Consider the following 13,664-nt stretch of genomic DNA (forward strand, 5'->3'; position numbering starts at 1 on the left):
GTTAGTGCACAATCACAAAGTCGACACGAGAACGCGCCGTTTTCTTATCGTCACCTGGGACATTTAAACCTGTCGAGCCCATACCAATGGCCTCTAGTTTTCCGTCTGGCACGCCCTGAGAAACTAAGTATTTCTTGATATTATCCGCACGGGACTGAGACAAAGTCAGATTTTTAGAAGCCGATCCACCGGCATCACCATAACCCGCCACACGAATACGTTCGAATGATTCAGAGCCTGTTTTCATACGCTGTGCAATTTGATCAAGTGCTGCTTTCGTATCGTCAGAAAGTTTTGAGCTTCCCGGAGCGAAGACAATTTGATTGCTGAGAATTTCTAACTGATTGTTGCGGCGAAGATCTTCACCAGCGCTGCCGACCCCAGAAGAATACGGAGAGCCTTCGGTAATGTCATGCGCGCGCAAAGGGTAGTTGAAGTCATCCTTCGGCATCGAGTTGCTGCATGCAAGCAGCAGTGTGGATGTTGCAAACAGCCCCAGCCCAATGTGCATGAAGAACTTTGTCATAACGCCTCCGTTATTCAATTGTCCCGCTGTTTCCAGTTAACTTCAAGATCATCTCGTGAGAAGATCGCTTCATGCGTGAATCAGTGCTATCGAACAAAGAAGAATATTTGAACTCTCTATTTGCGAATGAAAGCGAGAATAAAAAACTTTCGCGCCAATTTGCAGAAGAGCTTGGTCTAGCTCGCATCAGTGTTTCGGCTCCTGAAGCAAAATTAATCTCGTTGTTAGTGAAGCTTCATGGTTGCCGTAAGTTTGTCGAGATCGGGACTCTGACAGGATTGTCGGCTCAATATATTTTTGAATCTTTACCAGATGGTGGGGAGCTGTGGACTTTAGAAAAAGATCCCGCGCACGGTGAAAAATCTGCTGCGGTTTTTGCGAACTTAGATCAAAGCCCAAAGAAAATTCATTTAGTTATGGGCGATGCCCGTGAAGAGCTTGAAAAGTTATCAGCGCTGGGTCCCTTTGATGGTGTGTTCATCGACGGTAACAAAGCAGCTTACATGGATTACTTGTTGTGGGCTGAAAAGAACGTGCGCCGTGGCGGTTTGATTTTAGCTGACAATGTGTTCTTGTCAGGTTCCGTGTGGGGCGATCGTTCTGCGCAAAAGTTTTCTGACAAACAAGTGCGCATTCTGCAAGAAGTGAATCAACGCTTGGCCGATCCGAATTTGTATGAAGGCGTGATTGTGCCGACGTTTGAAGGTCTGTATGTCGCAATTAAAAAATAATCTTTAAAAACTGTCATAAGTTCGGTCCGCGACAACTTGTTAAAAAACTCTATCGTCTTAGTCTTCATTTCAGGATTAAATAATCTAAGATCTTCAATGAGTTTTTACAGAGGCGGATTTGTGAAAGTCGCTTTCTTTGATACCCATAACTTTGAAAAAGATTTTTTCCTAGCAGCTAATCAGAAGTATTCCTTTGATATTGAATTTATAGAAACTCGCCTTAGCGTAAAGACGGCGACATTGGCGGCAGGCAGCCGAACGGTTTGTGTTTTTGTAAATGATAAACTCGACTCTGGCTGTGTGGCGAAACTTCGGGAAATTGGGGTTGAACATATCGCACTTCGTTCGGCAGGTTTTAATAATGTCGATTTAGCCTCTGCCAAGTTCAATGATCTTTTAGTCACTAGGGTCCCCGCTTATTCGCCTTATGCGGTCGCAGAATTCGCTGTCGGCATTTTGATTTCCCTGAATCGGAAAATTCATCATGCATTTTTGCGGGTCAGAGATCTTAATTTTTCTTTGGATGGACTGGTGGGTTTTGATCTCCATGGGAAAAAAGTGGGAGTCATTGGCGCCGGAAGGATAGGCAAGATTTTCGCGAAAATTATGCTAGCGTGCGGATGTCATGTGCTCATTTACGATATCGCGAAAGATCCAGAGCTCGCAGCCGAAAAGAATGTGCAGTATGTGGATCTGGATTTTGTGTGCAAAGAAGCAGATGTTATTTCACTGCACGTCCCTTTGACTCCGCAAACGCATCACCTGATTAATGCCGAAAAATTTGCTCTTATGAAAAAGTCGGTTGTTCTGATCAACACCGGCCGGGGCGCACTGATTGATTCAAGGGCATTATTAGAAGTTCTAAAAAGCGAAAGTATTGCTGGCGCTGCTTTAGACGTTTATGAAGAAGAAGAGAATATTTTTTTTCAGGACCTGTCGGGAAAGGTTTTACATGACGACATCCTTGCGCGCCTACTTACCTTTCCGAATGTCCTGGTCACCTCGCACCAAGCATTTCTAACCAAAGAAGCTTTAGAAAACATAGCCAGCACGACCTTGGAAAATATAAATCGCTACTACCGTGGTCAGGCTGTAGATGCCGACAAGGTGGTGAATTCGCGGATTTTTAATTCGCGAAGTCGTGAACTGTGAGCAAAAATTATGGAGAAGAAAGTTTCAGGCGATAGCGAGCGACTTAATTCGCTTCTTAGTAAAGTGTTGCAGGAAATCACTCATAAAATGGGTTCCGGCATTGCGTTTGATCAACTGCTGGATTCGTTTTTCGACTCCCTTGGTGTTTTGATTCCATTTGATCGTATGGGCATCGCTCTTTTAGAAGAAGGTGGCGAACGCATTCGTTTGGTGTGGGTGCGATCCAAGTTACCAGTGGATTCGCTGCCCAAGAACTATTCCTCACTTCTTGTCAGTAGTAGTTTAAGAGCTATTATAGAAACGGGAAAACCACGTATTATTAATGATCTTGAAGAGTATGCAAGGTTACATCCGACATCAGAATCCACGAAGCTGATATTAAAAGATAAAATATTGTCCAGTCTAACGTGTCCATTGCGAGCCAATGACCATGCGATAGGCGTCGTGTTTTTTTCCAGCCGCTTTAAACACACTTATGATGAATCACATGTTAACGTCTTCACACCGATGGCAGATGAATTGTCGGTGATAGTCGAGCAGGCTCGGCTAAAAAACCTATTCGCACAAATCGAAAAGCGAGACAAAGCTTTTGCTAAAGTTCTGCATGATTTAAGATCCCCTTTGAATATCATCGAGGGATATCTTGATTTGGCTTCCAGCGAGGACTGGTATGATTCTCTTCCAGCGGATGTTAAAGATATTTGTGGTATTCTGAAGCGCAATGCAAATTCTATGGTGGCTCTTTTGAATGAGCTATCTGATCACAAAGAAAAAGAATCCTTCATCACTGCATTCCCGAAAGAAATAGATTTGTATGAATTTTGTAAAGAGCTTGTTTCATCTGGCAAAATTCTGTGTCGAAGCAAGGAAATTGAATTTACCGCGTCGATTGCTTCCGATTTACCGGATCGATGCTTTTGCGATCACAACCTTATCCGCAGGGTCGTCGAAAATCTGTTTTCGAATGCAGTGAAATTTTCGCTAAGAAAGACCAGGGTAGATTTTTCTGTTTGGGTGCAGCAGGCGCGCTTGCATTTTTCAGTAGCAGACCAAGGCCAGGGGATTCGCAATGACGACTTGCCAAAGCTTTTTACAGAGTTTGGTAAAACGCGCACGTTGCCGAGTGAAGGGGAGCACAGCACGGGTTTGGGACTTAGTATTGCGAAAGCAATCGTCGAACAACATGGTGGGCAAATTTATGCCAGCAGTGAATTTGGACATGGATCTACCTTCACTTTCTGGATTCCGATTACGCAATGATTGCTTCAGTTTTCATAGCGACCAGTCATTGAAGTGATGTTAATTCGATAAATAATCGCCGACTCAAGCTGCGAAGTCATATCCACAGCCAGAGAAGAAATTTTTGGTGCGAATTCATTCAGGCTCATAATAAGCATACGCATGGCTTGAGTTGCTTCGTCACCACTTAATTCTTCGTAATTGCCCCATGCAAGGGCACTTTGCCAGTGGAAGAAGTCCTTAATTTTTTCGACTTGCACGCAAACATGGGGATTGCTTCTCATGATCTCAATTTTTCGCCCCGGTTCTGAGTGACTATAGAGCGCATTTTCAAAATATACATAGCTAATCGGAACCAAATAGATCTCGTCATGATGATGGCAGGCTAGATGTGCGAACTTACATTCTTTAAATAGGTTTTTTACTTCTTCACTAGATAGGGTATGAATCGTTTCGTGCTGTGGTTTCATTTCGTTTCCCTTCATTGCCACGCTGAAGATTTTTTTCTTCCGCGACAATAACTTTAAAAGCTTTAAGCAAAGCGTCCGGATTCAATGAAATGCTATCAATGCCTTCTTTGATAAGAAGGGACGAATATTCCGGATAATCGCTTGGTGCCTGACCACATATTCCAATTTTCTTACCTTTCTTTTTTGCCGCCCTAATAGCTGCGGAGATCATGATTTTTACGGCGTCGTTTCTTTCATCGAATTGGTTTGCGAGCAATTGAGAATCACGGTCCACGCCCAACACCAATTGGGTTAGATCGTTCGAGCCAATTGAAAATCCGTCGAATATCTCTGCAAACTGTTCAGCAAGTAAGACGTTGCTTGGAATTTCGGCCATAACATAAACCTCAAGGCCATTTTTTCCTTGGGACAGGCCGTGTTTCGCCATTTCCGCGATCACTTTCTTTCCTTCTTCAGGAGTCCTGCAGAAAGGCACCATCACTTTCAAGTTTGTTAGTCCCATTTCATCGCGCACGATTTTGATTGCCTCACACTCCAACGCAAATCCTTTTTGGTACAGGGGATGATAGTATCGAGATGCTCCTCGAAAACCGAGCATGGGATTTTCTTCTTTGGGTTCGAACTGCTCGCCTCCGATTAAGTGTGAATATTCGTTGGTCTTAAAATCGCTAAAGCGCAAGATGACATCCTTTGGATAAAATGCAGAGGCAATAAGGGCGATACCTTGTGAAAGTTTGTCGACGAAGTACTGCTCTTTATGAATGTAATTTTTTGTTAACGCGCCAATTTCAGACCGAATACGATAGTCTTTTAACTGATCGAAATTTATAAGCGCCAACGGATGCACTTTTACGTAGTTACTAACGATAAATTCCTCGCGCGCAAGACCGACACCATCTTGCGGAAGAAACGACAGGGCCATGGCGCGTGCGGGGTCTGCCACGTTAACCATAATCTTTGTGGAAGGTTTTTCGATTTTCGACAGATCTATTTCTTGAGTGGAAAATTCAAGAAGACCTTCATAAATATTTCCTACTTCGCCTTCCGCACAACTGACGGTCACAGACTGCGCTTCATGTAAAATGGAGGTCGCATTTTGCGTGCCGACGATGGCAGGTATGCCAAGTTCGCGACTAACGATCGCGGCATGACATGTTCGACTACCGCTGTTGGTGATAATGGCCGCGGCATTTTTCATGATGGGTTCCCAATCAGGATCGGTCTTATCGACAACTAGAACTTCTCCGGGTTTTAGTAAATCTCGTTCGGAAAGATCACGAATAATTCGGACTTTCCCTTGGCCTATTTTGTGACCTACGCTGTGCCCTTGAAGTAAGACCGTGCCTGATTCCAACAAATGTGATTCCGTTACAATGGTAGGACTTCGTCGAGAGTGAATAGTTTCTGGACGAGCTTGCACTAAGTATAACTTTCCATCTTTCCCATCTTTGGCCCATTCGATATCCATCGGAGTGTAACGCCCATGCAATAAACTATAGTGTTCTTCGACGGCAGAACCCCACTTAGCGAGTTCCAGAATATCATCTTCTTCCAAAGCAAAGGATTGTCGATCTTGCGATGAAACTTGAACATTTTTGGTCTGACGTTCACCGTTGACGTCATAAATCAGTTTCATTTCTTTGCTTCCAAGTTCTTTATTTAGAATCGGGCGACGGAAATTTTTAAGTGTGGGCTTAAAAACGGTGTACTCATCGGGAGTCACCAATCCTTGAACGACATTTTCACCAAGTCCGTAAGAAGCACTAATTACGACGACATTGTGAAAACCTGTTTCTGGATCAATAGTGAACATGACTCCAGAGGCCGCTAAGTCGGAACGTATCATCTTTTGAATACAGACAGATAGACTGACCTTAAGTTGATTAAAGCCCATTCTATTGCGATACGAAATGGCACGTTCGGTATATAAAGAGGCAAAACATTTCCGACAGGCTTCTATCAGCTGATGTTTGCCGCGGACATTAAGATATGTTTCCTGCTGGCCAGCAAAACTCGCTTGTGGAAGATCTTCTGCTGTGGCACTGCTGCGAACTGCAACATCAGTTTCTGGTTCACCAGACTCCTGACTGAGTTCGGAGTATGCGCGAAGTATCGCGACCTCTAAAGCGGCAGGAAGTGGAGAGGTCATAATAAGTTGCCGAGCCCAATACGCTTTTTCACTAAGGCTTTTAGAATTATCGATATTAATTTCGTCAAAGAGTTCTTTAATCGGCTCCAACAAGCCATGTTCTTTTAAATGATCTTCAAATCCTTGTGCGGTGATCGCAAACCCGTTTGGCACACGAATCCCCAACGACGAAAGGTTATTGTACATTTCGCCAAGTGACGCTGTTTTTCCGCCGACTATTTTAACCTGATCTGAGTTAATTTCTTTTAGCCAAAGAATTCTTGAATCAGCTGGGGACGGATCCATATTTACCTCATACGCATGTAGATGCTTCGATTTTTTCAAAACCTTTTAAAAAGGAATATCGATTTTAAATGGTTGTGCGTGAATGCACATCCGCTTGAATTCCAAAATGTCCAATCAGTTCTTTAACACCGGCCTAAAATATAGAAGTGTGTCGTATTAAATGCGGTTGTTTTAAATCAACTCGACCTTGCATCAATTATTTTTTAAGCCAATCAGATTTATTCTTTGGCTACATCAAGGAGGATGCTATGGCTAATTTACCATCATTGTGGAAGGAGCATTTTTCTTCCAGTCCATTTAAAGAAATGTCGAATTTTCAGAATCGTATTGATCGGATGATGAACGAACTGTTGGAGCTAAAGGGACAGTCTCCAAGTGGCACCATGGATTTTTCGCCTTCAAGTGAAATCACGGAAGAGGAAAATCAATATCTATTAAAAGTAGATCTTCCCGGAGTAAAAAAGGAAGACGTCAAGGTGGAGGTTTCTGGCGATACCATGACCATCAAAGCGGAAAGAAAAACTGAAAAAGAAGAGAAAAGTAAAAAAAGATTTTTATCTGAAATTTCTTATGGCTCTTACATTAGAAGTTTCAGTCTGCCACAGTCGATTGACGAAAAAAAAGTAGACGCGAAGTTCGAAAACGGTGTTTTGCAAATTACAATTCCAAAAACGGAAACTTCTAAATCTAAACAGATTTCCGTCCATTGATTATATCAGACAAAGGCCATCAGCAATTGATGGCCTTTGGAGTGAAACGGAAGAAGAAGCCAAGTGATAGTCAAGTTGGTGCGACGTTTTCGTGTAAGAAAGTGTGATGCCTAGTTAATTGTGTATAGCGCATTTAGAATTGGCACTAAAACCGGTACGTTATACTTTTCCTGTAAGATTTTTCTTAAATCGTCCGCAGCTGAAGGTTCCCCATGAATTAAAAATATTTTTTCTGCGGGATGAGGCATCTGTGCAAGCCATTTTAACAGTTCGCTTTGATCCGCATGAGCAGAAAATGAATCTGAATTGATAATTCGTGCCTTAATATCTATATATTCGCCATGCAGTTTGATTTTTCTTTGTTCATGCGCAAGAGCCCAGCCTCTGGTTCCGGCGGCTTGGAAGCCTGCTAATAAAATTGTATTATTTGAGTTTTCACCAAATGCTTTAAGGTGGTGAAGAACTCGTCCCCCGGTTAGCATTCCGCTTGCCGCGATGATAACGCATGGGCCGGCGCCCCTATTTAAATCCTTAGACTCTTCGGCGGTTCTAACGAAATGAATGGTTTTAAGACTGGCAGCAAAATCTATTTGCAAATCACCGGGAGGTAGAAAATCCCGATAAATATCGCAAATCTCCTGGCCCATCGGAGAATTCAAATAAACCGGAATTTCGTTTGGAATTTTTCCTTGTTTTTTTAGTAGGTGAATTTCGTAAATAAGATTCTGCGACCGCCCGAGCGCAAATGCGGGAATTAAAAGCACACTTTTTCTTCTCCAGGCGTCATTAATAAGTTCAGTTAATAGAGCAGAAGATTTCTGGTGAGCATGCAGTCTGTCTCCGTAAGTCGACTCCATAATAACCACGTCAGCATTTTGTGGTCGAGCAGGCGGCGACATGATTGGATCTATATATCTTCCCAAGTCACCAGAGAAGAGCATCGTGGTTTTGCCGTTTGAAACATATGCTGAAGCGGCCCCTAAAATATGTCCGCTAGACTCGAAGCGAATTTGCAAAGAATTTACGTGAACCGTTTGGTCTAGCGCTATGGTTTTAAATAAAGGAAAGACTTTCTCTGCTTCTTCAATGTCGAAAAGGGGTTTTGCGGGATGATGTTTTGAGAAGCGTTTTAAATTCGCATAATCGGCTTCTTCAACCTGAATTTTAGCGGCATCTAAGAGTACAACCTTAGAAATTTCTTGAGTCGCAGCTGTACAATAAATCGGGCCGCGGAAACCTTGTCGCACAATTAAAGGCAGGGCTCCGCAATGATCTAAGTGCGCATGAGTTAAAAAGATCGCATCAATCTTGTGAGCGTCTACATTAATATCTTCCCAGTTTAAAAGTCTAAGTTGTTTTAGACCTTGGAACATGCCGCAGTCGATTAAAACTTTTGTGTCTTCATCGGTAACAAGAAATTTCGAGCCAGTAACGGTGCTGGCTCCACCCAGGAATTGAATCTTCATAAGTCAGCTCCTAGTATCATTCTTAAATAAACAGAATTTTTTGCAAGCAGTTCGATCCGGATATGTGGTCACTCAGTTTGTCTAAAGTTTAATTGTGGCTTTTGTAGAAAGGCTTAAGATTTAAGCTAAAGGTAACAATAGCGAATCTCTCGGGGACTATTATGACATCAGAGAGATATAAAATCGAAAATGGTCTTCAAATAATCGAAATCAAAGTCAGCGATGTCAAACAGCTCTTTGATCTTCGTGATCCCGCACCTTTTCGTGAAAAAGACCTGGACGAAAATTTTACTCGTTACTTAGAAGCTTATACGGATGAAGTGACGACACGTTACCCATTAAAAATCAAAATTGGAATTACTAACCTAAGTGAAGATGTGACTCCAAATATTATCAAAGAGGCCATTCGCCAATATTTTGAATATCAGATTCTTCTTAAGCGATCTCAGCTAACTAAAAATATGAAGACCGCGCAGTTGTTTTTGTTAATTGGAATTTCACTGCTCTTTTTTTGCCTTGTTGTCGCACAGTGGATTCACAAGGAAATTCCGTCAAACGTCGGTACGACTTTACGTGAAGGTGTTGTGATTTTCGGCTGGGTTTCAATGTGGAAGCCCATCGAGTTGCTTTTGTTCGATTGGTATCCAATCTATGACCGCATCCGTGTTTACCGTCGGTTGTCAGAAGCAAAGACCGAGGTTGAGTTTGAAAGGAGATAGCAATGTCGTCGCTCACATATAATTATTCAGGACAAGTGGCCTTGGTAGCCGGAGGAGCATCTGGGATTGGGCACGCAACTGCCCGAGCGTTTGCGGAAGCCGGCGCGTGGGTGGCAGTTGCTGATATGAATGTTGATCAAGGCCTTAAGACCGTTCACGAAATTATCGAAAACGGCGGTGACGCGATTTTTTATCAGTACGACATATTGCAACCAGAATCGATAAAGACACTGATTGAACATATTGAAAAAAGAATGGGCAGTCTGAGTTATGCATTTAATTGTGTGGGCACTAATGACTCAAGTAATTGCACGGAATGCACTATCGAAATCTGGGACCAGGTCATTGATGTGGTTCTGCGAGGAGCCCTTTTAAGTATGAAGTACGAGATTCCCCTGATCTTGCGATCGGGCGGGGGAGCCATCGTGAACTGCGCACCAAATATGGAATTGAGCGGGAAAAATGTTACACCCGCGTATCTTGCCGGTGAACACGGTATGATGGGTTTAACGAAAGCAATGGCGTTGGAATACAGTAAGAAAAACATTCGCATCAATGCCATCTGTCCAGCGCAAGCACAACCGGAAGAAGTCGCGGCGGCGGTCTTATGGTTGTGTTCAGAGCAATCTTCGTTGGTGACTGGGCATTCACTAACTACTGAAGGCAGATGGGCATCGCAGTAAAGTATGTATAAACGACTATTAACTATTACTCCTAATCCCTCGTTAGATATTAGCGGCTTTGCGAAAACAATTAAGCCGAATGAAAAGACTTATGTCTCTAATGAAATCACTTCGGCGGGCGGCAACGCGATTAATGTCGCAAGAATGTTAACGCGCTGGCGGATTCCAGTTATTGCCACAGGATTTATCGGTGGAAGAATTGGCGAAGAAGTTAATGATTTACTACTTCAGGAAAAAGTTCTTTGTGATTTTGTGAATATCAAAGGTTCAACTCGTGTCAACGTGACAGTGTCGTTAATGAAGGATCATCGTCATACGCGCTTCAGTTTTCCGGGACCTAAAATTACAGACAGTGATGTTAAACGCCTTCAAAAGGTGATTCAGCGGAATGGACCTGAATTGCTTGTCATAGGTGGATCTCTTCCGCCGGGCTTTACTATTAAACATCTGAATAATTTGATTCATATCGCTGTGAAGAATCATGTTGATGTCGTGATCGATTGTCCCGGCAAAATTCTACGTGAACTAAGATCGCCAAAAGTACTGCTGCTAAAACCCAATCTTGAAGAATTTCAGGAAATGACCGGCAGTCATGTTCGCTCCATTGCTGCTGTGAAAAAGAGAGCTCAAGAATTTTTGAAATTTGCGAGTTATGTCTGTGTCTCCTCTGTGGAAGGGGGTGCATTGCTGATCACCAAGCAAGGCGCTTTTTTTGGTAAGACGGCTCCGATAAAAATCAAGTCTACCGTCGGTGCAGGTGATTCTATGGTGGCAGCAATGGTCGCGAAAATTTCAGCAGGTGTGACATCTGAAGAAGAGATTTTGCGCTGGGGCTTGGCTGCGGCAGCGGCGACTTTGTCAGAGCCGGGAACCGAGTTAGGTCACATATCCAAATTCAGATCGTTGTTCTTAAGGACAAAGGTCTTTGCCGTTTGAATGTTAAAGGACTTATATATCTTCCCGTGAGTCATTGGAATAATAAGGGCGAGTAAGAGGTCAGTCATGGAACCGACACGATTAGAAGCTTATGAAATCGATGCTCTCCGTAAAAATCTTGGCAATCTTGTTGTTAGCAAAATCATGCACAAAAATCCCAAAACGATAAAGACAGGTGATGGAGTCGCGCTTGCGAATGAAATCATGTTCGAAAATAACATTCGTCATTTGCCCGTCGTTAATGCGAATCAGGAACTGGAAGGCATTCTATCGGACCGAGATCTTTTAAGTATCGCGATGGAATCTCAATCTTGGGAAAGCATGGATAGCGTAATTGAGTTCTGGCGGTCAAAATCCGTCGTCAGTGTGATGACAAAATCTCCTGAAACAGTTTCCGCCGATACTTCCCTGACTAAAGTGGCGCAAATTATGTTGGAAAAGCAGATTAGTTGTTTGCCAGTAGTCGAAGGCAAACGCCTAGTGGGGTTGGTTACAGATACGGATTTTCTGAAGCTTTTTAGTATCTAACTTTCGTTGGAGTTTTTATGGCAGCAAAACAAATTCTTTTAGCAGATGATCTTTCAGGTTCGACCAAAGCGGCGCGATCGCGATCACATCTGTTGCGTGATCTTGCGGCAGAAATGGCAAGAAGATTAAACGATCCCTTAAAAATAGTTTATTGCGCGGAAACGCCAAAATATTTTCATACAAAAAGTGCCGCTCTTAAAATCAAAGAGCAAACGCGACGATCTCTTTTTGAACTTGAAGAAGAGATGTCACACTATCCAGTCATCAGCAAAACTGTTGTCCTTGAAGGTGATCCGGTGGAAGGGGTTCTTGCGCAGGAAGATGAACAGGGTCCTTTAGAAATGGTCATCTTAGGAGCGCAAGGTAAGACCGGTTTGCACAAAGCTCTAATTGGTAGTGTATCAGAAGAAGTTCTTAGACAGTCCCATGTACCTGTGATGATTCTTGGGCCTGAAGCTCGTGCGAATAAATTTGAGCTTCCTTACGACGATTCATTACGCATACTAGTGTTAACGGATCTGTCATCTGCAAGTATTCCTGCCGAAGAATATGCGGCGTCTTTAGCTTTTCGCCTTAAAGCGAAGCTCACGTTATGCCATTCCGTTGGACATCAAATCTTGCATCTTAAGGAGATGCTGTATTCGCGCAGAGTCACCACCGGCTTTATAGACCAGATGTTTCGCGAAATGCGCGAAGACAGCGATAAGATGTTGCGTAAACGAGTTCAACAATTGCAAAGACGTGGCGTCGATGTCGACAGCATTTTGCTGATGGATGAAAAAAATCTTGAGGACATCGTTCCCAAAAAAATCGGTGATGCGTGCGATCTTATTGTTATGGGCACTCACAGCCGAGGCAAGTTCATGACTGCGGTGGTCGGAAGTTCTGCACGAAATCTGATTTTGAATTCCCCAGTTCCGGTTGTGATCTGTCGAAGTTATGCCCACTAAGGAGACGATTATGAGACAGCTTTTCTTCTTTTTGTGTATAGTGCTTTTTGTAGGGGTAGTATCTGCCAAAGAAGTTTGGTTAGATGTTAGAACGGCGAAAGAATATTCTGAAGGGCACATTCCCGCGGCGATTAATTATGATGTGCTGAAACAAGACTTTGCGGCGAAAGTTTCAAAGCTGAGTCGAGAAGATTCTTACAAAGTCTATTGCAAGGGCGGCAAGCGTGCCGCCCAGGCTGTCACCATCATGCAGGATAATGGCTTTAAAGATGTGACTAACATCGGTGGATACGAGGATGCACAGCGAGTTTACGCTAATCCTTAGTCCTTAATATACGCTTCAACATTCATGTCGATGGAATATTTTTTGGAAGCTTCGCCCAGTGGTGCGATTTCCCACGTCCACTTTCTCATCTCTTTATAGTTATTGAAGTTCACATCGTAGTGACCGCGGTAGATTTCTTTGCCTTCCGGATCTTTGTAGATAACTTCGCGATCGGCGTAGATTAACTTTTTGCCTTCGCAACCGTTCAGATTACGTAAGTGAGTTTGGGCAAAGTCTGAACAAATAGCGTCTTTTTCTTCTGTCGTCAGTTCGCGTTTCATCACTTTTTCAATCGCACTGATTGGTAAAAGTGCCAGTTGTGAAAGAAGATTTCCTGAAACAATTAAATCCGCTTTGAATTTGAAGAGCTGTTCGCCGGCAAGATCGTTGGCCAGAGCATGCAGATCGCTCAGTGAATGCAATTTTTCAAGATGCTTGAGCGCTGAAGTGAGGTCTTGAGTCACTAAAGTGACTCGCGGATTCTTCTTTGCTAACCAGTGATGTTTTAATGGATGCACAACATCCACTAAAGTGATCTTTTCAAAGTTTTGCAGCAGCAAATGAATTGGAATTTCATGCAAGTGCGCGCTGCCCAAGACGACAACTGAATTTCGTTGCGGAAGGTCTTTAGCTGCCTCCAAGAAAACGTCTTGGCAGTTTTTCAGATGCGGAATCCATTTTTTCTTACAGCGCTCGTAACGGTGTCTTAGAGAAATTGATGAATAAAGAAATCCATACTTGCGTGCAAGAGGAGATGTCGGAGTTAAAAGATATTCGATGGATTCTACAAACATG

Annotated in this window: 15 protein-coding genes; 10 read left to right on the forward strand and 5 right to left on the reverse strand. The window is 43.1% G+C overall.

Annotated features, from left to right (window positions below; genetic code table 11):
* Position 1: 1 nt before the first annotated feature.
* On the reverse strand, positions 2–526 hold the full coding sequence (locus tag DOE51_RS01985) for an OmpA family protein (RefSeq protein WP_142694925.1): 525 nt from the start codon (positions 524–526) through the stop codon (positions 2–4).
* A 71-nt stretch (positions 527–597) separates the two neighbouring features.
* On the opposite strand from DOE51_RS01985, the gene DOE51_RS01990 reads away from it, so the two are divergent.
* From DOE51_RS01990 to DOE51_RS02000, 3 genes are all read left to right on the forward strand, one after another.
* A complete protein-coding gene (locus DOE51_RS01990; RefSeq protein WP_142694926.1) occupies positions 598–1,257 on the forward strand; it encodes an O-methyltransferase in 660 nt (219 codons plus the stop codon).
* Positions 1,258–1,377: 120 nt separating this feature from the next.
* On the forward strand, positions 1,378–2,409 hold the full coding sequence (locus tag DOE51_RS01995) for a 2-hydroxyacid dehydrogenase (RefSeq protein WP_142694927.1): 1,032 nt from the start codon (positions 1,378–1,380) through the stop codon (positions 2,407–2,409).
* Between the two features lie 9 nt (positions 2,410–2,418).
* Positions 2,419–3,669 carry a GAF domain-containing sensor histidine kinase gene (locus tag DOE51_RS02000; protein ID WP_142694928.1) on the forward strand — a complete coding sequence of 417 codons (1,251 nt, stop codon included), beginning with the start codon at positions 2,419–2,421 and terminating at the stop codon, positions 3,667–3,669.
* A gap of 5 nt (positions 3,670–3,674) precedes the next feature.
* On the opposite strand, the gene DOE51_RS02005 is transcribed toward DOE51_RS02000, so the two are convergent.
* Both DOE51_RS02005 and ppsA read right to left on the reverse strand, forming a co-directional pair.
* Positions 3,675–4,133: a pyridoxamine 5'-phosphate oxidase family protein gene (locus tag DOE51_RS02005; protein ID WP_371726640.1), complete on the reverse strand. Its 459-nt coding sequence runs from the start codon at positions 4,131–4,133 to the stop codon at positions 3,675–3,677.
* A complete protein-coding gene (ppsA, locus tag DOE51_RS02010; RefSeq protein WP_142694930.1) occupies positions 4,081–6,552 on the reverse strand; it encodes a phosphoenolpyruvate synthase in 2,472 nt (823 codons plus the stop codon). The genes DOE51_RS02005 and ppsA overlap by 53 nt, the downstream gene beginning before the upstream one ends.
* Positions 6,553–6,800: 248 nt before the next feature.
* Between ppsA and DOE51_RS02015 the strand changes: the two genes are divergently transcribed.
* Positions 6,801–7,262, forward strand: coding sequence for an Hsp20/alpha crystallin family protein (locus DOE51_RS02015; protein ID WP_142694931.1), 462 nt, complete (start codon positions 6,801–6,803; stop codon positions 7,260–7,262).
* Between the two features lie 110 nt (positions 7,263–7,372).
* Here the strand turns inward: DOE51_RS02015 and DOE51_RS02020 are convergent, their stop codons facing one another.
* Entirely contained in the window at positions 7,373–8,728 is a 1,356-nt protein-coding gene (locus DOE51_RS02020) for an MBL fold metallo-hydrolase RNA specificity domain-containing protein (protein WP_142694932.1), read from the reverse strand.
* Positions 8,729–8,889: 161 nt separating this feature from the next.
* On the opposite strand from DOE51_RS02020, the gene DOE51_RS02025 reads away from it, so the two are divergent.
* The 6 genes from DOE51_RS02025 to DOE51_RS02050 all read left to right on the forward strand — a co-directional run bounded on the left by DOE51_RS02025 (position 8,890) and on the right by DOE51_RS02050 (position 12,869).
* Positions 8,890–9,447, forward strand: coding sequence for a hypothetical protein (locus DOE51_RS02025; protein ID WP_142694933.1), 558 nt, complete (start codon positions 8,890–8,892; stop codon positions 9,445–9,447).
* Between the two features lie 2 nt (positions 9,448–9,449).
* The gene (locus tag DOE51_RS02030) at positions 9,450–10,130 is read left to right on the forward strand and encodes an SDR family oxidoreductase (protein ID WP_142694934.1); all 681 of its coding nucleotides are present in this window, start codon (positions 9,450–9,452) and stop codon (positions 10,128–10,130) included.
* Positions 10,131–10,133: 3 nt separating this feature from the next.
* Positions 10,134–11,066 (forward strand): 1-phosphofructokinase family hexose kinase, encoded by a 933-nt coding sequence (locus DOE51_RS02035; RefSeq protein WP_142694935.1) that lies wholly within the window; start codon positions 10,134–10,136, stop codon positions 11,064–11,066.
* 66 nt (positions 11,067–11,132) lie between these two features.
* Positions 11,133–11,594, forward strand: a complete 462-nt coding sequence (locus DOE51_RS02040) for a CBS domain-containing protein (RefSeq protein WP_142694936.1) — start codon at positions 11,133–11,135, stop codon at positions 11,592–11,594.
* A 17-nt stretch (positions 11,595–11,611) separates the two neighbouring features.
* On the forward strand, positions 11,612–12,544 hold the full coding sequence (locus tag DOE51_RS02045; RefSeq protein WP_142694937.1) for a universal stress protein: 933 nt from the start codon (positions 11,612–11,614) through the stop codon (positions 12,542–12,544).
* A 10-nt stretch (positions 12,545–12,554) separates the two neighbouring features.
* Positions 12,555–12,869 (forward strand): rhodanese-like domain-containing protein, encoded by a 315-nt coding sequence (locus DOE51_RS02050; protein WP_168196371.1) that lies wholly within the window; start codon positions 12,555–12,557, stop codon positions 12,867–12,869.
* On the opposite strand, the gene DOE51_RS02055 is transcribed toward DOE51_RS02050, so the two are convergent.
* A complete protein-coding gene (locus DOE51_RS02055) occupies positions 12,866–13,663 on the reverse strand; it encodes a hypothetical protein (RefSeq protein WP_142694939.1) in 798 nt (265 codons plus the stop codon). The two genes, DOE51_RS02050 and DOE51_RS02055, sit on opposite strands and share 4 nt — an antisense overlap.
* Position 13,664 lies beyond the last annotated feature (1 nt).

The organism is Bdellovibrio sp. NC01, assembly GCF_006874625.1.
Lineage (GTDB): Bacteria > Bdellovibrionota > Bdellovibrionia > Bdellovibrionales > Bdellovibrionaceae > Bdellovibrio.

Excerpts from the sequence above, each read along its gene's own strand:
- DOE51_RS01985 (WP_142694925.1), bottom strand. The coding sequence starts at position 526 with ATGACAAAGTTCTTCATGCACATTGGGCTGGGGCTGTTTGCAACATCC.
- DOE51_RS01990 (WP_142694926.1), top strand. The coding sequence starts at position 598 with ATGCGTGAATCAGTGCTATCGAACAAAGAAGAATATTTGAACTCTCTA.
- DOE51_RS02000 (WP_142694928.1), top strand. The coding sequence starts at position 2,419 with ATGGAGAAGAAAGTTTCAGGCGATAGCGAGCGACTTAATTCGCTTCTT.
- DOE51_RS02005 (WP_371726640.1), bottom strand. The coding sequence starts at position 4,133 with ATGAAGGGAAACGAAATGAAACCACAGCACGAAACGATTCATACCCTA.
- ppsA (WP_142694930.1), bottom strand. The coding sequence starts at position 6,552 with ATGGATCCGTCCCCAGCTGATTCAAGAATTCTTTGGCTAAAAGAAATT.
- DOE51_RS02015 (WP_142694931.1), top strand. The coding sequence starts at position 6,801 with ATGGCTAATTTACCATCATTGTGGAAGGAGCATTTTTCTTCCAGTCCA.
- DOE51_RS02020 (WP_142694932.1), bottom strand. The coding sequence starts at position 8,728 with ATGAAGATTCAATTCCTGGGTGGAGCCAGCACCGTTACTGGCTCGAAA.
- DOE51_RS02025 (WP_142694933.1), top strand. The coding sequence starts at position 8,890 with ATGACATCAGAGAGATATAAAATCGAAAATGGTCTTCAAATAATCGAA.
- DOE51_RS02030 (WP_142694934.1), top strand. The coding sequence starts at position 9,450 with ATGTCGTCGCTCACATATAATTATTCAGGACAAGTGGCCTTGGTAGCC.
- DOE51_RS02035 (WP_142694935.1), top strand. The coding sequence starts at position 10,134 with ATGTATAAACGACTATTAACTATTACTCCTAATCCCTCGTTAGATATT.
- DOE51_RS02040 (WP_142694936.1), top strand. The coding sequence starts at position 11,133 with ATGGAACCGACACGATTAGAAGCTTATGAAATCGATGCTCTCCGTAAA.
- DOE51_RS02045 (WP_142694937.1), top strand. The coding sequence starts at position 11,612 with ATGGCAGCAAAACAAATTCTTTTAGCAGATGATCTTTCAGGTTCGACC.
- DOE51_RS02050 (WP_168196371.1), top strand. The coding sequence starts at position 12,555 with ATGAGACAGCTTTTCTTCTTTTTGTGTATAGTGCTTTTTGTAGGGGTA.
- DOE51_RS02055 (WP_142694939.1), bottom strand. The coding sequence starts at position 13,663 with ATGTTTGTAGAATCCATCGAATATCTTTTAACTCCGACATCTCCTCTT.